This window comes from Paenibacillus sp. T2-29 (assembly GCF_052921365.1).
This window is the reverse complement of the sequence record NZ_JBREVE010000003.1, coordinates 477,104-495,287: the sequence shown is the minus strand read 5'-3', so window position 1 is coordinate 495,287 and position 18,184 is coordinate 477,104. Positions and strand designations below refer to the sequence as shown.

Genomic DNA, 18,184 nt, shown 5'->3' with positions numbered 1-18,184 from the left:
AGTACTTCTTTTCTTCTTCTCTCTCGCTACATTCCGTCAATATCTTGCCTATTCGTAGTTTTCTATGGATTGATCAAAAAAAAGGACGTTCTACAACCATAAATAATGGATGTATACGTCCTTTGGCTTATTCATTTACCACTGCAGCTCAATAAATGCAGCATCATCATCAAGTCCCCCGGTATGAGACGCATCCAGCAATACCTGTATCTGCTCATCAGGGACAGGCTCGCGAATAGGATCTAAATCGGACAAACCGTCCGTATATACTTGTAATCTCATTGGCATATCTGCGAGTATGCTTCTTTCGTACCAATGCGGCTTCCCTCCAATCGGCCCACGGCTTGTAGACCAGCGCTCCGCAGTAGAGAAGGTATGATCAAACAGTTCGCTGATTTCTTCCGCACCGTTCCACAATCGCAAACGTGAATCTCCTTGCCAGGCAAGTCGGAGACGACCACGGGTACCTCGTTTCGGCAGTTCGATTTTACCGCAAATATACATGGACTGGCTTCCCTGACGACGTTTATCTTCCAGTACTGAACGCATTAAGCCTGATTCGTGATCCAGAGGCTGCCGATCCAGTTCCTCAGTAGCTGCACCTGCCAGACGCTCAAGATACTCCTTCAATTGATTAGCAGACAGATCCTGCCTCTGTTCCATCCAATCCAGTAAAGAAGACCCTAGATAGCGGGCTGCAAAATCTCCTCGGTAACTGAGCCCGACACCATCACACAAGACAAAACAACAGACAGATTTATGAATACGTACTGCGGCAAAATCCTGTCCACTTTCCCCCATGCTGGCAGATTCGGCAGACCTTCCATAGCCATAACGACACATAAAGCGACTGTGATGAGATGATAAAGGCTGATCGCCTGTCTGAGAGCTTATGTAAGCAAATTGCTGAGTCAGCCTTTCATTCAATCCTTTTTTTTTGCTCGTGGGGAGCAGGGACAGCAGTGGATTCATGCTTTTACCTCCTTACCGTACAGGTGTTGCAGCTGACATTTGAAAACCAATGGACACCAGTTCCGCACAGGTTCCAGGTAGCATCATAATGGCTCCTTCACCTAACTGATAATCTGCCTCAAACAGCATTTCCCGATAGCTTTCAGGAAGTACAGAAGACATATTACGTAATTTCACAGCATGTTCATCCTGCAACGGCGTATTATGCGTCAGCCCTTTCCAGCGACGTGGGTCCTGAATAGGCGTTTCCAGCAACCTGTCGGATAAAAATATATTTTCCACCAGTACATTGCCGTCTGGTACACTCATGTTCATAATGCGCTTCGCAATCGGTTCCGGATCATCGCCTGTGGAAACACCATCTGTCATATGGCAGACCAAAGGTGCAGGACAATCCTGCATCCCTGGTAATTCCGCCTGCAAAATACGTTCAGCTTGCAAGAAGGCTTTTGCTGAATCTGAGAATCGTTTGGGTGTCAAATCAGGCAACGAACCAATGGCCGCAATTTCATCAATTCCCTTGACACCATTCAGCAGGTCATACACGTCGTCACTATAAGCCAAAATTGCAATCCGATAGCGCGCAGTCAACCGATTTCCCTTGGTCGATCGGAAAACCATTTGTCGAATCGCTAGCGATATAGCTTCATATACAACGTCAATACGCCGCCGCCCTTCCATCAGCATGTTCATCGACGCGCTGATGTCAATCAGGTAAATGATCAGGGCGGGAGTACGTTGTGAAGCCTGTATTGTATAGTTCATGTTTTGTACATGCTCCCCTCAGTTACCTTTGATCTGTCTCTGTTTCCTAATCTATCATTCTTCCATACATAAACATATGAACATCAAATTTTAGGCAGTCTAAAATTCGTATCTCCTAAAAAGTTATAAATAGAGGAAGCCCGATAACCCACTTCACCTACTGAACGATAATAAGAAGGATTACTGTCATATAATGCTCTAAAACGTTTGGCAAAGCTCTTTGCCTTCGCCGTGCTTCCACCTTCCTGAGAAGCATACGCCTTGTTGTACAAGGAAATAAGCTGAAGAACATTCTCCTTGTTACGTGCCTGTATAGCGTCTTTTCGCTTTTGTTCCGCCTCAGCTGCTGCTTTACGAGCTGCTTCTTCCTTGGCGGCACGAGCTTCCTGCTCCTTTTTCAAGGCCAGGTATTTTTCATACTTTGCCTGTTGATCATATGCTTTTTGCTTGGCCAACTTGGCAGCAGCCTGCTTGTTTTGTTCCTTTTGGGCGAGATAAGCTTCATATTTAACCTGTTGAGCGATCAGAGCTTGTTGTTTCTTTTGCTCTTCCTGTTGCTTTTGAGCAGCAAGAGCCTGTTGTTTGGCCTGCTGTTCAGCTTCCTGCCGTTGTTTCTCCGTTAGCGATTTTTGAGCGGCCTCCTGCTCAGCTGCCAACTTTTCCTCGGCCGCTTTTGCAGCCTTCAATGCCTCTTCTTGCTTTGTAGCCTCGATTTGTCGCTGATTAGACTGATCTGCAAGAATACTCACAGTTGGGATTCCAGCTGCCAAAAGAACAACTGCGGCCGAAGCTGTAACGATAAACATTTTGGAGCGATACCAGGCTTTCGATTTTTCAGATTGCTCTGGCATCTTGGGATTCAGCTGCTCCTCCAGTCCTGTAATCGCAGCCGACACCTCCACATGCAAAGGACTGCCGTCTTCTACAAAGTGATACAACGAACGATAGACTTCCAACGCTGCAGCAGGTTTGTTCTGCTGCTCCAGTTCACGCGCCTGTCGAAACAGCTTGTCCGTTACTCCACGCTCTCCCTGCTCTAGGACATCCTGATTTAGCAATGCAGCCTGTTCAGCTTTGAGCGGTGCAGGGGTTGCCAAAGAGGATACCGTTTCACTTGAGGACCCCGCCGCCGCCGATTCTATTGTTTCTGTCACAGCTGGCTCAGTTTCTATAGTCTCAACAGGAATTTCCTGCTCAGTAACCGCATTAAGTACAACCAACCATTCGCCAAAGGTAGGACAACTACTTAAATCCTGACTATCCCAGGCACGACTAAATAGTTCTACCACCTTGCTGCCCCAACGGGATTCAAGCGATTTCCGTAAAATAAAATAACGTTCGCAAGGCGTCTGCATTTCATGCTGATCAAAATAACTTTCGCCCCACGCTTTATCGACCACCACACGGTCAGACCAGCCTAGCATCTCCCCAATAATGATAGCCCCTGCAAAACGGTCTGCATATGCACTCCATAACCCGCTGTGAACGGTACGATGTGCAGCATACCCTGGCGATCCTGCTAATAGTGCATCTGGACGATCCATTTTGGTGCTATACATTTGCTCCACGTCTACCAATTCGACAGCTGACGTGCCTTCAGGCAGTTCCACTTCAGAAAAAAACGGAAGCATAACATTAGGCGCCGATAAATCACAGTGAGCCAATCCTTTTTGCTCCATCGCTGAACCGATCCCTGCCAGTGCTCTGGCTAAAGCCAGACTATCGGAAGTCTCAAGCTGACGCTGATCTGTGAGACAATCGAACCATGTCATACCATGAACCCATGGCATCAGCACCGCGTACAGCAAATCAGGCTGTTCAGCGATCAGACTTCCGTTTCTTTCTGGAGTGAGCACATCACGCTTGCATACCTGCAAACCGGGAATATCCCCGTATGTTTCCATATGCTCAGATTGATAAACCATAGCCGGGATGCGAAACTTCGGAAAAAACACTTTAAGGGCTTTCGCCTCATGCGGTGCTCCGTTTTTGGCAATCAGCTGGTATACAATTCCCTGCCTCCCTGCTTGTGCATAGGCTAAACCGGGTGCAGCGGGATGTCGTCCAACCACATAAGCTGTGCCGTTTATGATCAATTCGTCTCCCGGATTCGGTTGAAAAGACATGAAACATCCCTCTCCTTATATCGTTCAGTATGCTAGTTTTCCTCACCTTTATTATATACGTCTATGGATGGCAAGAAAACCGGGTATCCGAAGATCGCCCGGTTTTTCCTGTACAATCTGTGCCAAACCGTGAGGAATGGGTTCACATATTGCTTCTTTATAGAATGATATATGATTAGTTAATGCCGATCAGGCATGACAACTTATTTCGCTTGGTCAACCGTACGGAATTTGTTAGCGATAGCTGTCAATTCTTGGCTAATGCTATTCAAAGTCGTTACGAAAGCTTGCATTTGTTTGCTAGCTTCTTGGAACTCTTGGAAAAAGCGTTGTTTAGTCATACCTTCCCATTGACCTTCCATACCGGAGATGGATTGAGTCAAGCTGGAAACGATCTGCTGGCTTTGCTCACCACTTTGTTTAAATTGGTTAGCTACCTGATCAACCTGTTCTGGGGTAATTAAAATGCGTCCTGCCATTTTTTGCGTCCTCCTTGATGATAAAAAATGTTTTTGTTTAGCTGGTTCAAATTGTACTATGGCTATTTAATTCCCTACAAAAGGCAAAGGACCTAATTGCAATAATCCCACTTTTTAACTAGAAAGCAGCATCTAACAGTACAATCTTAATAAAACAACCACCTAATAAGTCCCATATTAGTCCCATAAAACCGGGAATGGTATAACAAATTCATATGGATTTACAAGTCGATCCAGATCATCTCGGAACGATCCGAACTAAGCGACAGGCTGATCTCTTGCTATAGACGGGTCAGTAAAATACCAATCCTGCGGACTGCTAGAAGACGCCTGCTTCAGAATATCCTGATGCAGGGTGCCTACATCCGAAGGCTGTACACCTGCAATAGCATGTACGACAGACTGCGGGTTGGAAATTAGACTGCTTCCTTCCGAAGCTTGCCCAGGCAGAATAGACGGTGATTGTTGATTCGACCAATCGAGCATCGTGACGGGTCGTCCCAATGGTTGGCTGGCAAATGGCAGAATCGTTTGATAGTTGTGGTCAACAGACTGAAACTGCTCTGCCTTTCGGTTCAGTTGTGTACCTGATGTATGGAGATAAGCATGAATCTGTTCTGACATCCGCTTGGCTTGCATCCACTGATTCAAGATCGCCTCACGTGCAGATACATCCCAATCCAGCGATTGTAACGCCTGCTCCAAACCTGCTGTTAACTGTTGAATTTGCTCCGCCGCATGCTGTAGCTGCCCGCTAAGCCCCCGAAGCACATCCGGTTCAACTCGAATGCGCATATCCATCACCCTTCTTCTGTCACTTCTTCAGTCACTGCCGACTGTTTCAACCAATTTAATAATAAATCCACAAACTGATCTCTTGAAGCCATAGCTGCAATCAACCAGTCTCCGTTACCAGCAGAGCTCATCCGAAATATCCAGTTCATTGCAGGACACAGGACAAAAGCTGCCCGTTGTGACTCCCACTCTCTGCCGTTCCAGACCAGCAATTGCAATTCTCCCTCGGCTACACGGGAACTCAAAGACTGAGCCAGTCTCATCGCCCCCTCTTCATCTCCGCTAGCTTCGGTTAGCTTACTGCTGATTTGAGACAAACTTTCTCCAGTAGATTGCTCGTAAATTTTATTAAAAGCCTGCTTGGAAAACATAAGCGCGGGAGATTCAGGTACAAGCCGATCAACCCAGCCCATTTTATCAATCAATGTTTCGCAAGCCTTTTCCACATTACCCAGATCGTACAGACGATATTCATCGGGTTCGTCAACAGATTTCACAAGCTCCACCACACGCTCATTCGTGCAATGAAGATAGCCTTCAAACTGCTTACCTCCCCTTACATAGCGTATACGGCAAGCCCTGTTGGATAATCCCGCGATAGCAACTCTTGAAAAAACGGTAGGAGGCATAGCCAGCTCTTTGCCCTTATCGGCCTGCTTCAGATAACCCTTTTCCAGAAGAGCAGCTTTAACCTGCTCCCACTCTTCCGCCAACTCCTCTGCTAGATAGCCCTTAAACGGATCTTCCACCCCAAGCAGTCTGTCAGAACCCAATACGCCTGCCAGAAAAAACAGTTCCTTTGCCTTGAGGGTTATTAACTTCTGCTTGGAAGCTTGAAACGTTAACATTATGAGCCACCTCCCTTCAAACTACAACATGCCATCGGTCACGAATTTTCGTTATCCAATCCTCACAGCTCATTTGCTCTGAGAAGGGAATCGCCGCTTTTATCCTGGTAAATTTGCGTCGTACGTAGTATCCCTGCCCAGGAGGCAGGACTTTTAGGCCACCAGCAGCAGCATTTGCTTCCGAATAAGGGATACGAAAGAACGATAAATCATTCGAATCCAGTGTTCCAAAAAGCATACCGCTTTGGCTTGCCTTGACATCATTAAACCAGTCCACACCAAAGGTAGGGAAATCAGATGGCACACCCGATAGCACGACATGCACATTGCGATCACGTCCCAACCGTACAATGGCGGAAAGCTGATCCTTTATCATAAAATCGTTCAGTTGCTTGCTTAACATATCCGCATCATCAATGACCAGGAGCAGTTCGGGATCATTCCCATCCTTGCTCCGTTGTTGAACGATATCATGCACCTGTTGTACCAGAGGTCCCATTTCCTCCTCGCTTTCGGCAGCAGCCTTGACATGAGGAAGATGTCGTAATCGGGATAGTCCCCCGCCTCCATAGCGTGTATCGATCGTATAGACTTGCATTTGATCCGGTGACGTGTAATAAGCGAGCGAAATAATCCAACTCATCAGGAAGGAGGTTTTTCCACCCTCCATTGGACTACCTACGATAAAATTAGGCCCTTCTTTCAAATTCAGGAGAAAAGGCTCAAGATCGTCACTCTGTAGGCCTACAGGTACTTCGTAAGGAAGCGCACCTGATGGTCCACTCGTCCGATCCCACTGCTGAAGTAATTCCAACAGTGGAACCCGCTCAGGCAATGGGAGAATGGCGGGTGCGTGCTTGCCCTTCCATCCCTGCACAATGCCAGCGATATTGCGACGCAGTTGTGCTGATCGTTCCGCCTCATCTTCTCCTGGTGAAGGCAGTGCCGTCTGGAACTCCAGCGGAGGAACATGCCCTTTAACCAGAGCCCGACCCGGAATTAACGGTCCTGGTGTTTTGGCTGGTCGTCCTACCGCATAATAGTAGTCACTAGGATCAGCCAATTCGAAAGAAACAGCATTAGGTATGTTACTGCGGAACTTCTCAAACACATCGGTAATCCGGTTCGCTGTAATGATGAACGTGATACCTAGACTGCCTCCTTCACGCAAAAGAGATTCCAGCAGTTCATTTTCATCCGGATAGGCATTTCGAAAATTAAGGTATCCATCAATAACTACGACAATTTGCGGAACATCCTCGACAGCAGAACGTCGAAAAGAACTTATTGTTTTGACGCCAACCTCAGAAAGCATTTCCTTGCGTAGGGCCACCATCTTGAACAGATAGCGGAACAACCGTTTAATCCGGTCATCCTCCTCGGCCATCATAACAGCACCGATTTGTGGAAGCTCTCCAAAGTCGCGCATGGTTCGACCCATGTCAATGATATAACCGTTCCAATGATTCGCAGCGTAACGCTGAGCCGTGGACATCAGCAACGTATGCAAAAAGGTCGTTTTCCCCATGCCCGGCATGCCATACACAGCCCAATGACCATGATCCAGCGACGCATACATCGGCTCCTGCCGTTGATTCGGCAAATCATCGACCAGTCCAATAAGAGACTTGAGCTCCAAGGATGATGATGTACTATCTATTTCGGTACATTGCGGTAGATTAGTTAAATCCAACATTTCTGGCAGCGGCGGAAGCCACGGTCCCTGAAGACGTTCGATTCCTGCCTTAGCTGCTTCTTTTGCAATATAATCAATAAATACCTGAAGCTGTTTGGGAGCTTCTTCTCCTTTTAAGCCTGAGCTTGCCCGTTCGCCACCCGTCAATAGCGCTTCACGTTTCCCGTTCAGTCTCACTTCATGAACAGGTAAGGCAGAAGAAATGTCTCTGTTGCCTATATACGGCGCACCGCTCCAAGCAAATTGCATTTCTTCAAACACTTCGTCGCTACCCACTTGAAAATATCCTCGTCCCGGCTTCGTTATCCACGCGGCATTCGGTATTTTCAACATATCACGGCTATCACCTTCACTTTGCACCCGCAAGCAGATCCGGAACCTGGAGTTACTCCAAATCTTATCATCTACAACACCAGCAGGCTTTTGAGTCGCCAAAATCAGATGGACACCTAATGTCCGCCCAATTGCGGCAATACTGATTAGCTCGTCCATAAATTCTGGCTGATCCCGCTTTAACTGTGCAAATTCATCAATAATAATAACCAGATGAGGCAGCGGTTGTTCCTGCCGCTGCCGGAGTAGTCTGTAATATTCATCAATATGTTGTAAATTGCCCGCATCGTTCAATATCTTCTGTCGACGAACTAGTTCTGCTTTAAGAGATATTTTAGCACGCTCAATCAAATTATTGTCCAGGTTCGTGATCGTGCCCACAACATGCGGCAAGTTAACGAACGTGTTGGACATGCCACCACCCTTGTAATCGATCAGCATAAAAGCAAGATCATGCGGGTGAAACTCAGCAGCGAGCGAGGCTACGATAGACTGAATAACCTCACTCTTCCCTGAACCTGTCGTACCGGCGATCAAGCCATGGGGACCATGACCTTGACGCTCTATTTTATCATGCAGGTTAATCATAATCTTTTTGCCGCCTGCCCGCACGCCCATCGGGACGGGTAATGTATCAGGATGGCGGTTACGTCGCCACCGGTCTGCCACATCCAGTTCTTCCACACTTGCTACACTCATCATATCAAAAAGAGGCAGAACAGCGGGAATATCAGAAGCCGAAGAACGCTTCAAACGAATAGGCGCCATGTACCGCGCCAATGCATCGGCTTCCTCTTTGGATAAACGATCCGGTTTAAAACTTTGCTGTTCAACCTCCGCTGATTCTGATTTAAGGGCATATACACCCTGTTCCTTGGAAGCCTCCACAATCAGCTGACACTGCATTGGCAAAGCTTCTTTACGAGAAGCCAGCACAATCGTACACGCATCTATGGCTCGGCCGTCCTCTAGCAACAACGGCAGCAAAGGTTCTTCCTCAATCAGTTGGGTATCAGATAAAACAATGACATAACACGGCGCTTCCATACCTTTGCCCTGACGTTCATTGCGATTATTTTTTCGGCGGTTCAATCTGGCAAACAGAAAGTCAGCTAATTGATGGGCGCTACTACTGCGGTCTGACATCATTCTCTGGATTCGGTCATCGTCCCACACATGCGGGAGCCAGCGCATCCAAGTCCATTCACTTTCCTCTCGCTCATCATAGAAGGAGGCAATTTTCACTTCATCCGGCGAATGACGAACCGTCACTTGTGCCAAGATCACTCTTAACGCAGCCAGGGTATGCTCCCGCTCGCCGACCAATCCAACCACTTTGGATTGAAACAGCGGTAATGTGATGGAAGCAGCGTCCACCAAACGAAATTCTTCCTCCAGTTCATCTGCAGCCCCCAACAAGGGATCACGGTCATAACCGTCAGGTCGTGGAATTTGCAGTTTAATATGAAAGGGAACTTGTCCAGTCCCGATACGTACCTGTAAAAAATCTTCATCCTCTGGTGATCGTTCCCAAAGAGAACTGTTGCGGTTTTTTACGATTTGAGTGCATATTTGCGGATCACCGTGAATTTCATATAGTGTGCGAATTTGCTCTTCGCGTTTCATTTCGAGTTCTTCACGATGCTTTTGGAGCTGTTCCCGATACATTCGGTCCCGTTCCTCCAACTTGCGCTTATATTCCTTCTTATTATTTAAATAGACGAAAAAAGGAATCGTATAAGATGTAAGCATCATGACCACAGTGACCATCTGGAACATCAGATAGTTACTGTTGCCCATCTTGCCTGTTCTGCTCATATATACGTAAAAGCCTACAGTCACCAACGTCATCATTAACGGAATAAGTATAGATATAATAGAAAAAGACGGCTTGCTCGGCTCAGCCGGAGGCCGCAAAATCTCCAGCTTCTCCTCCCGGAGGGCCGGTCTTAATCTCGGGGATCGCTGGTATAATACATTCAAGACAAAAGTCCCCCTTTTCGCTTACTATTTCATTTTACCAAGGTTTCATATTATTTCATGTGTGTATTTACCCATTTTTTTCAGTTTGAAACAAAGAACGCCTTCCATATACAGGCGCCTCGTCCTGAGTTGTCGAAAAAGCTCGCTGAATGCGCACAGTACAGCCTTCCCGCAAACCTGCTCCTGTGAGTAGCTGGTTATCCTCCACTCTGAACCAAAGCCCTTCTGGGAATTTTGCTTCCATAATATATTGCATGCCTTCAGCCGGAGGCTCACCAAAAATACGCACACCCAGCATCAATTTTAAATGTTCCACCGAGTATTCATCAGCCACCTCAATATCAAACCACTCTGTTTCCTGTCGTCCTGAAAGCACGGTCAGGATCATCTGTCATCCCTCCCGATCCTTAATTTATACAGCAATACTCACGCAAAAAGCCTATTTCTACGGAAATATGGCTATCGTAACTGTAGCATCCGTCTATTAGACTGTCAATTTGTTACAAAATACCCACTCTCAAAATAAAACAATGACTTTAGGCATGCTTAAAATTAATGGTAGAGTCATATGAATCAAAAATAGGTATTTACAAAATTTAATTTGCGTGCTTACGTTATTTTGTCGATTAGTTAGAACTAAATTCGATTGTTACCCAAATTGTTGTGAACACTTTGTAAATTTTTCAGACCTTTATGTTTTTATAAGGTGTTTTTAAGGTAATTTTAAGAAACGGGCACTACAATAAAGCCATGAAATAACTCAGGTGAGGTGATTTTTGTGAGAACATTAATTACATTTCAAAACAAACGTATTCCCGTATACTTCAATCAAGAAAATAAGCAACCGGTACAAAAAACCTTAAAACTTCTAAGTAATACTTTGGAGAACAAAATCTCCAGCGGCAAGCGTGCCCTTCAAAAATGTCTTAACTCTTTGATCAGTATAGAGATTGTCGGTTGTGAAGCCATCCTGCATAGCGTTAGTGAAAATGATTCATTGGCATTGTCCCTCTATTAAGAGGGACTTTTTTTTGTTTGCATTAGACACAAAAAAGAGAGGGGCATTTCGGCACCCTCTCCAAATCAGCGTTTTTGAAACATGCTACATATGACTTACCTCAGCCTATGCATTTGATCAGACTCTATTTATAGTATTCTGCGATAACCCTTTTTACCGCCTCGTTCCTTATTCTGCGCCTTCTCAATTCGTATTCTAAACAGTTCTAGTAAATTAGCGCGTGTATGCTCTTCCCGGCAGTTGTCCAGCTTTTTTAAGATAAAACGGTCAATGGACATATGACTCAGGCTCCTTTACAGCAAGCTACCCCTGCTTTTCAAGGGGATGGTCAGGCTATCCATTTTTAACCATTCCGCCTGTTGTTTAAACACGCACGCTCTGACTAGGATAAAGCAGGCAGGATTACATACCCTTTAAATAGGGTAAATACATAAAGTTTCGAAAGTTTTATCAGTATAGCCTGGAAGCTACGGACAAGGAGCGAGTAAAAACCATGAATACGCACATGATGACCAAAATAAGCTGGAACCTTTTATGTATGTTCTTCATCCTAATTATGCTGGCTGCATGCAGCAGGGAGAAAGCCTCAACTCGAAGTATGGCCCAACACGAAGCTGAAGCACGTGCCTATACCGTAACAGGTAATCCGAACCAAGCTGCATCATCCCTTGATGAACGAGCCGCCAACGATGCACCTGTCCATCAGCAAGGCAGCAGCTATGTCGAAATTTCAGGTGACGTAAGTATTGATAAAAATACAGTGAAGGTTACAGGACATTCCAACCTGCCTTCTGGAGCACGGATCAAAGGGAATCTTGCAGTCAAAAACTCTCTGTTAACCGGATACACGGACGAGGCAACTATTCAAAAGGACGGAAGTTTTGTACTCCAAGTGCACCGACCTGGTATACAGGGTAGTATGGATCTGACTGTTCTATTTCGCCCGGATGACCAAGACAAAGAAATACGAAATTTGTATGGTAGTGGTGGCAACAAATTAGAAGGCCCTTATGTATATCAATACGAAGAAAACGAACAACTTTTGCAAGAAATTCGGATAGGTGCTGAGTTTGATCCTGAACAAGATCGACATGTCCCTCTAATCAAGCCTGTCTGGAACAAACCAAAGGACTACGGTAGCCCTAAAGTGTGGATTAAGCCTGATGTGAAGCAGAAAGGAAATTATTATCATGTATATGCACGCAGCAATTTGCTCGAGGGTTCGGACGTCAAGCTCACAATTGATTTTCCGGGACGATGGCAGTTTGGCTACGATGATCAAACCAAGGTCATGCCTGATGGTTCCTTCAGCATGAGGGTCAAAAAGCCGAGCCTTGCCAACCGCTACACCCTGGTCATAAGTTTCGAACCGAACGAAGATATGTGGACCAACGCCAAACAGGCTTACGGTACAAATGGAGAACGTCTTGCGGGATCTTTAGTTAAATCCGCAGACGACAAAGAGGGCTCCAATCGGATTGAAGCCCGTGTCCAAATTCAACCCAAATCGTAACTAGGCAGCCAAAGGAATCCTATATCGTCTAGACGTTATGGCTGTATCGTGACCGGCGTTCCTATACTTACCTTCTCCTGAAGCTCCAGCACATCCTTATTCTGCATTCGAATACAGCCATGTGACACCATCTGGCCAATGGACGATGGCTCATTGGTGCCGTGAATGCCATAATGCGGCTTGGACAGCCCCATCCAGAACGCTCCGAAAGGACCGCCCGGATTGGGCTGTTTGTTAATAATCGTAAACTGCCCATGCGGTGTCTGTGTAGCCACCTTCCCAATACCGACTGGATAACTAAGAACGATCTGACTTCCATCTTTTAAATATAGACGACGATCCGATAAATCCACCACAATGCTGTAGTTCGGCATATGTTCACCCCTTTACACCATATGCCGACTACCACATAGATTTTCTTATATTTCTACAAATGATGTTACAAAACAGCTCGGCTTACCACTCCACATCACGTCGCCAACCGCTTCGCTGATCCTTACGGCCCGGAGTTGTACTTGAACGGCTATCCTTTCTACGTCGGTCTGCTTCCTTGCGTGCCTGATACTCTAGTTCCCGCTGCATCTTACGATAATTGTTCACTCTAGATTCTGATAATTCCCCTTTTTGGATAGCTTCCTCCACCGCACAGCCAGCTTCTCCCCTATGCTTACAATCGGCAAAACGACATTGCTGCGCGGTTTCCATAATATCGGCAAAGGTATGAGCTACACCCTTGGAATCATCCCACAGATTAAGCTCGCGCATCCCGGGTGTATCCAGCAAAACAGCTTGCTTTGCAATGGGAAAAAGCTGTCGGTGTGTGGTTGTATGCCTGCCTCGGCTGTCTTCCTCCCTCACATCCTGTGTCAGTTGAACTTCTGCTTCGGAAAGCCAGTTCACTATTGTGGATTTGCCACTACCAGAAGAGCCAGTCAAAGCAACCGTACAGCCAGGTTGAAGAAACGCTTCCAGCTGCTCTCTGCCTTCGTTCTGCAAAGCAGAAATAACGATAACAGGTACTCCAGGAGCAACTCCCTCCGCTTCTGCAACCCGCTGTTCGACATCGTCAGAAAGGTCACTCTTACTCAACACGACAACCGGGTTTACGCCGCTATTCCAGGCCATTATTAAATACCGTTCTAATCTGCGCATATTAAAATCATGATTCAACGCATTAACAAGAAAAAGCGTATCTACATTGGTTGCGATGAGTTGCTCTTTCGTCTCAAAGCCCGCGGCCTGTCTAGATATTTGGCTTTTGCGTGGCAAGACAGCATGGATTACTGCATCCGATACTTCGTCCGACGTGGTGATGGCCACCCAATCCCCTACAGCTGGCATTTCCGCTGGATCAACCATAGCATGCCTTAGCTTACCTGAAGCAGCTCCCCAGCGTTCCCCATCCATCGTAATAAGCTTCACCTTTTGCCCATAATCGGCAATCAAGCGGGCAGGACGTATCTGCGTGTTTCCTGCTCTTTCCTCATAGCTTTGCTTCCATTGGTCCCAAAAACCGTTCCAGTAATCAGACCAACCGTAATCGTGTATACTCATTATTTTCCTCCTGAAATTATGTTTAATTTTTCTGGATGTAACGTTACTCGATAGGTGTACATTTTCTCTCCGCAAGCAAACAACGCAAAAAATCCGCAGGGAAACCCCTGCGGAGGGTATACAGTTCAGGCGATGTGATCCGTTCGTTCACATATGCAAGCAGTCTTACATAGACCACTCCCAAAACCAACAAACGGATAACAAAACACTTGACCATAAAAAAATCCGCAGGGAATCACTCCCTGCGGATTTCGTTGGTTCTACTGTCCAACCAACTGCTGAGCTAAGACTATAGATCTATACAGTCTTTAGCCGTGCATCGTCCGTGCGGGAGACAAGTCATTCTGCTGCTGAACCCATCCATTCATGTTCATACGCATATAACATCGCCTCCTCCTAAAATTTCCTTTATCATACAAGTCCATCAATTGTCTGTCAAGGCTGATTTCAAACATTTTAAACTATTTCAAGTTTCGTTTAACGTACTTGATCCCATCGTGTCCACCTTTCACGCGGATTTAATTCGTACATTTCCCGCTCTCTGTACATAAACTGATGCATGATCAGTTCACGCCGAATCGTTGCAAAATCCTCATGGTATTGCTTGATCCATTCGTTTAGTTCACGTTCAGGATAGATGCGGCCTGGCTCCAGCTTTTCGGCGAGCATCTGAAGTACGATCAATTTTTTCTTATACTGGGCAGGAATTTGACGTAACTTGCCATCCTTGGCAAAAAAATTGCGTAAAACCGTTGCTTCCAACGTTTCATTCAGTTCGGACATATCTTCCTCTCCCTCTCCTTTTTCAAAGATAAAACGCACAGTCGCCTCGGCATGCTGCCGAATCAGCTCTGGATTCAGTGTAAAATACACCGTGTTTTTATCACGTCGTTCCTTAATTAACCCAACCTCACGGAGTTTGGAAGCATGATGCGTAACTGTAGGCTGTGATAGGTTCAGCTTTTTCGCCAAAGCTTGGCCATGCATTTCCCCACGGGATAAAAGGAGTAATATTCGCATACGTGTCGGGTCCGCAAGTGCTTTATGATAATTGACCATTTTATCTAGTTGCATTGTAACTGCACCTCTTTTCACTACTACAGGTTTGCTAAGCAAGCGAATTCGCTTAATCTAAATAGATATTCATCTAATTATATGTATGTTAAAATCGTCTGTCAATTCTTCCCTCACATTATCTCTTTCTGAATACGGCTGGATATTATGCACACATTACGGTAGGATTATTATTTGAAAACTTCTCACATACTGAGCTATTTGCATCAATTCTGAGATCCGTTTGACGAAATAAACCAATATAACTGGAGGTTCATCCAAATGCACGACGTAATCATTATCGGTGGCGGACCTTGCGGACTATCCGCTGCAATCGAATGCAGCCGCAGAGGTTTGCGAACGATCATTATTGAAAAAAGCAACATCGTTCACTCCATTTTTCTGTATCCGACAAATATGCAGTTTTTTAGCACCGCCGAACTATTGGAAATCGGTGATGTTCCGTTCAGCACTCCCAATGACAAGCCTTTTCGTCATGAAGCACTAGCGTACTATCGCAAAGTAGCCTCACATTATAACCTGGACATTCAGCATTATGAGGAGGCTCAATCCATTCAACGGCAGGAAGACGGTACATTTACCGTACATACCCTAAACAAACGGGAAATAACCAAGAGCTATTCGACACGCTATGTCGTAGTGGCTACGGGATATTTTGATCATCCGAACTATTTGGGTATTCCTGGGGAACAATTGGATAAAGTCACTCACTATTTCAGCGAAGCCCATCCCTATACAGGAACCCGGGTCGCAGTCATCGGCGGCAGTAACTCTGCGGTAGATGCAGCAATGGAATTGGTGCGGGTCGGGGCTACGATTGATATGGTTTATCGTCGTAATGAGTTGTCCCCATATATCAAACCGTGGGTTCGTCCATTGTTCGACAGTATGGTACAAAAAGGGAAGATCACGCTGCACTTAGGCGCACGCATTACCGAAATTCATCCAGACCATGTCATCGTTACTCCGATGAACACAGAAGCGTTCCAGCTCGAAAACGATTTTGTACTGGCACTAACAGGATTTCACCCAGAACGAAAACTACTGGAGTCTGTCGGCGTCCACATGGCTGAGGATCTGGACAAACCTGAATTTAATCCAGCCACGATGGAAACTAACATCCCAGGTATATATGTCGCCGGGGTCATCGCTTCAGGCAGCAATGCCAATGAAGTGTTTATTGAAACAGGTCGCTGGCACGGGCGTCAAATCGCCGAACATATCCAAGGTTAAACGATCGAAGGAGAACAACTGAATGGATTACAGCTCACTTATCTTACTGGTACTAGCCGGCCTTGGAATTATCAGTGGCAACTCAACCGTGACGATTGCTATGGTTGTACTACTACTGCTGCGGGTAACCAGCTTTCATACTGCTTTCCCCTGGCTTGAAAAGTATGGCCTAACGATCGGAATAATTATTTTGACGATTGGGGTCATGACCCCGCTAGCCAGCGGTAAAATCAGCATCAATCAGGTGACAGAGTCCTTCCTGCACTGGAAGTCCCTGCTCGCGATTGGTATCGGAATTCTGGTAGCCTACCTTGGCGGCCGCGGAGTAACTCTGATGTCCGGACAGCCTATTATTGTGACAGGTCTACTGATTGGGACCGTCATTGGCGTTGCCTTCTTTAAAGGGGTTCCGGTTGGACCTCTGATTGCTGCCGGGCTGCTCTCTTTATTAATCGGTCGCTCCTAAATTTTTGGACACAGGATTGAAAAGAGCCGTTCAACAAATATACAAATGAATGATAGCAATCTGCATATCTGGCTGAATTCAGTCCCGCTTTGTGTTATACTCATATCGCATAATTTGGTAAATGCAGGAGGCTTGACCGATGTCTCGACAATTTGTAACGGAAGCTGTAATGGTGGCTATATACGGCCAGTTACTTACATCTCCCGCCCCTGTGGAATATATAGTGCCCTACACATCACTGCTAGAGCTGTACGAATTCCAGGACAGCACAGAGCCTCTCATGGATAACCCTATGGACGATCAACATGTGAAGCAAAAGGTAAGTGAACTGATCAGTTATTTTGAAGAACCGTTGAATCAGAAAAAAATTCGACGTGCCCTTCAGATGCCTTGGGCGAAAAGCTTGCCGATCCTATTCGATGCCAATACATCACTCATTGTCATTAATGCAGTTGATACGGCGCATTACGGAGAATATTTTGATCCGATTGAAACCGAACTGGTGTTGACAGCTCAGCGTGAAGCATTACCCATCCTGACTGATCAATTGGACTGGATCCACCGCATTATCGAAGCTTCCGTACCTGTACATGTGTACGATATTGATGATTTTGATTTTGCAGTCGATGGTCCGATGTTTAACAACCCTTAACATACAACCTGCCCTAACCACAATAAAGCGGCGGAGTATCATGTGCAGGTTCATCTCCTGCCACACGATACTCCGCCGCTTTTCATGTCCATAAACCATTACTGGCACGCTATTTTTAACGTGGAGGCATTAAGCTTGTTCATCTTTTTCATAGGTGTAAATAATGTCGTCATGTTCCTCCAAATACTTCACTTCCAGATGATGGCCTTTCAGATACCAGTAATCCTGATCCTCCATATAAAACGTAATGCCAGCCGCTTCATGCTGTAATGCGGGGTGCTGCGGAGGCTCTACGGCAATTCCCAGAGAAAAGCCTGGATGCAACCCACCGCCGGAACTATAGCGAACAAAAAAACGGATGGAATCTCCACGATTCAAACCAAGCTCCTTAATGTACCACTGTGCCGCAGGTTCAGTTACCTGTATGCTCATGCGTTATGCTCATCTCCTTGTACAAATGACGTCTTGGCAATTATATCATAGCATCTTTTGAAATAACGACCAACCGTCTCTCCCCATGCGGCTTCCTGGACAAGTCATATACATTTTTTTGAAAAAGGTTTGACAATTCGCAAAAGAGGGTGTTAAGATTCAACCATACGAGATCCATTTTGAAATTTATTACCAATTTGAACGATAACTCATGTAAGAATGAACCCATTTTGAGAAAGAAAGGA

The 18,184-nt window shown here is 45.9% G+C and carries 18 protein-coding genes; 5 read left to right on the top strand and 13 right to left on the bottom strand.

Annotated elements, in window-relative coordinates:
* Window positions 1-135 precede the first annotated feature (135 nt).
* From ACU1JV_RS11920 to ACU1JV_RS11885, 8 genes are all read right to left on the bottom strand, one after another.
* The gene (locus tag ACU1JV_RS11920; RefSeq protein ID WP_413985978.1) at window positions 136-972 is read right to left on the bottom strand and encodes a hypothetical protein; all 837 of its coding nucleotides are present in this window, start codon (window positions 970-972) and stop codon (window positions 136-138) included.
* Window positions 973-984: 12 nt separating this feature from the next.
* Window positions 985-1,737: a vWA domain-containing protein gene (locus ACU1JV_RS11915; protein WP_013370788.1), complete on the bottom strand. Its 753-nt coding sequence runs from the start codon at window positions 1,735-1,737 to the stop codon at window positions 985-987.
* A gap of 83 nt (window positions 1,738-1,820) precedes the next feature.
* Window positions 1,821-3,863 (bottom strand): hypothetical protein, encoded by a 2,043-nt coding sequence (locus ACU1JV_RS11910; protein WP_413985977.1) that lies wholly within the window; start codon window positions 3,861-3,863, stop codon window positions 1,821-1,823.
* Window positions 3,864-4,066: 203 nt separating this feature from the next.
* Window positions 4,067-4,342, bottom strand: coding sequence for a WXG100 family type VII secretion target (locus ACU1JV_RS11905; protein ID WP_007430133.1), 276 nt, complete (start codon window positions 4,340-4,342; stop codon window positions 4,067-4,069).
* A gap of 258 nt (window positions 4,343-4,600) precedes the next feature.
* On the bottom strand, window positions 4,601-5,137 hold the full coding sequence (locus tag ACU1JV_RS11900) for a WXG100 family type VII secretion target (RefSeq protein WP_013370786.1): 537 nt from the start codon (window positions 5,135-5,137) through the stop codon (window positions 4,601-4,603).
* A gap of 5 nt (window positions 5,138-5,142) precedes the next feature.
* Entirely contained in the window at window positions 5,143-5,985 is an 843-nt protein-coding gene (locus tag ACU1JV_RS11895) for a hypothetical protein (RefSeq protein ID WP_413985976.1), read from the bottom strand.
* A 16-nt stretch (window positions 5,986-6,001) separates the two neighbouring features.
* Window positions 6,002-9,997: a type VII secretion protein EssC gene (gene essC / locus ACU1JV_RS11890; protein WP_413985975.1), complete on the bottom strand. Its 3,996-nt coding sequence runs from the start codon at window positions 9,995-9,997 to the stop codon at window positions 6,002-6,004.
* 67 nt (window positions 9,998-10,064) lie between these two features.
* On the bottom strand, window positions 10,065-10,385 hold the full coding sequence (locus ACU1JV_RS11885) for a hypothetical protein (protein ID WP_013370783.1): 321 nt from the start codon (window positions 10,383-10,385) through the stop codon (window positions 10,065-10,067).
* A gap of 390 nt (window positions 10,386-10,775) precedes the next feature.
* Between ACU1JV_RS11885 and ACU1JV_RS11880 the strand changes: the two genes are divergently transcribed.
* On the top strand, window positions 10,776-11,015 hold the full coding sequence (locus ACU1JV_RS11880) for a hypothetical protein (RefSeq protein WP_013370782.1): 240 nt from the start codon (window positions 10,776-10,778) through the stop codon (window positions 11,013-11,015).
* A gap of 128 nt (window positions 11,016-11,143) precedes the next feature.
* Here the strand turns inward: ACU1JV_RS11880 and ACU1JV_RS11875 are convergent, their stop codons facing one another.
* Window positions 11,144-11,293, bottom strand: coding sequence for a hypothetical protein (locus tag ACU1JV_RS11875; protein WP_023988262.1), 150 nt, complete (start codon window positions 11,291-11,293; stop codon window positions 11,144-11,146).
* A 215-nt stretch (window positions 11,294-11,508) separates the two neighbouring features.
* On the opposite strand from ACU1JV_RS11875, the gene ACU1JV_RS11870 reads away from it, so the two are divergent.
* Entirely contained in the window at window positions 11,509-12,528 is a 1,020-nt protein-coding gene (locus ACU1JV_RS11870; protein ID WP_231124575.1) for a flagellar motor protein MotB, read from the top strand.
* Between the two features lie 35 nt (window positions 12,529-12,563).
* On the opposite strand, the gene ACU1JV_RS11865 is transcribed toward ACU1JV_RS11870, so the two are convergent.
* From ACU1JV_RS11865 to ACU1JV_RS11855, 3 genes are all read right to left on the bottom strand, one after another.
* Window positions 12,564-12,902 (bottom strand): L,D-transpeptidase, encoded by a 339-nt coding sequence (locus tag ACU1JV_RS11865; RefSeq protein WP_013370779.1) that lies wholly within the window; start codon window positions 12,900-12,902, stop codon window positions 12,564-12,566.
* Between the two features lie 82 nt (window positions 12,903-12,984).
* Entirely contained in the window at window positions 12,985-14,082 is a 1,098-nt protein-coding gene (gene rsgA, locus ACU1JV_RS11860; protein WP_413985974.1) for a ribosome small subunit-dependent GTPase A, read from the bottom strand.
* A gap of 477 nt (window positions 14,083-14,559) precedes the next feature.
* Entirely contained in the window at window positions 14,560-15,156 is a 597-nt protein-coding gene (locus ACU1JV_RS11855) for a DUF2087 domain-containing protein (protein WP_413985973.1), read from the bottom strand.
* A gap of 261 nt (window positions 15,157-15,417) precedes the next feature.
* Between ACU1JV_RS11855 and ACU1JV_RS11850 the strand changes: the two genes are divergently transcribed.
* The 3 genes from ACU1JV_RS11850 (at window position 15,418) to ACU1JV_RS11840 (ending at window position 17,507) form a co-directional block, all read left to right on the top strand.
* A complete protein-coding gene (locus tag ACU1JV_RS11850; RefSeq protein WP_058829509.1) occupies window positions 15,418-16,389 on the top strand; it encodes a YpdA family putative bacillithiol disulfide reductase in 972 nt (323 codons plus the stop codon).
* 22 nt (window positions 16,390-16,411) lie between these two features.
* On the top strand, window positions 16,412-16,855 hold the full coding sequence (locus ACU1JV_RS11845; protein ID WP_013370775.1) for a DUF441 domain-containing protein: 444 nt from the start codon (window positions 16,412-16,414) through the stop codon (window positions 16,853-16,855).
* Between the two features lie 139 nt (window positions 16,856-16,994).
* On the top strand, window positions 16,995-17,507 hold the full coding sequence (locus ACU1JV_RS11840; protein WP_025679796.1) for a hypothetical protein: 513 nt from the start codon (window positions 16,995-16,997) through the stop codon (window positions 17,505-17,507).
* 129 nt (window positions 17,508-17,636) lie between these two features.
* On the opposite strand, the gene ACU1JV_RS11835 is transcribed toward ACU1JV_RS11840, so the two are convergent.
* A complete protein-coding gene (locus tag ACU1JV_RS11835) occupies window positions 17,637-17,939 on the bottom strand; it encodes a HesB/YadR/YfhF family protein (RefSeq protein ID WP_016821022.1) in 303 nt (100 codons plus the stop codon).
* Between the last annotated feature and the right edge of the window lie 245 nt (window positions 17,940-18,184).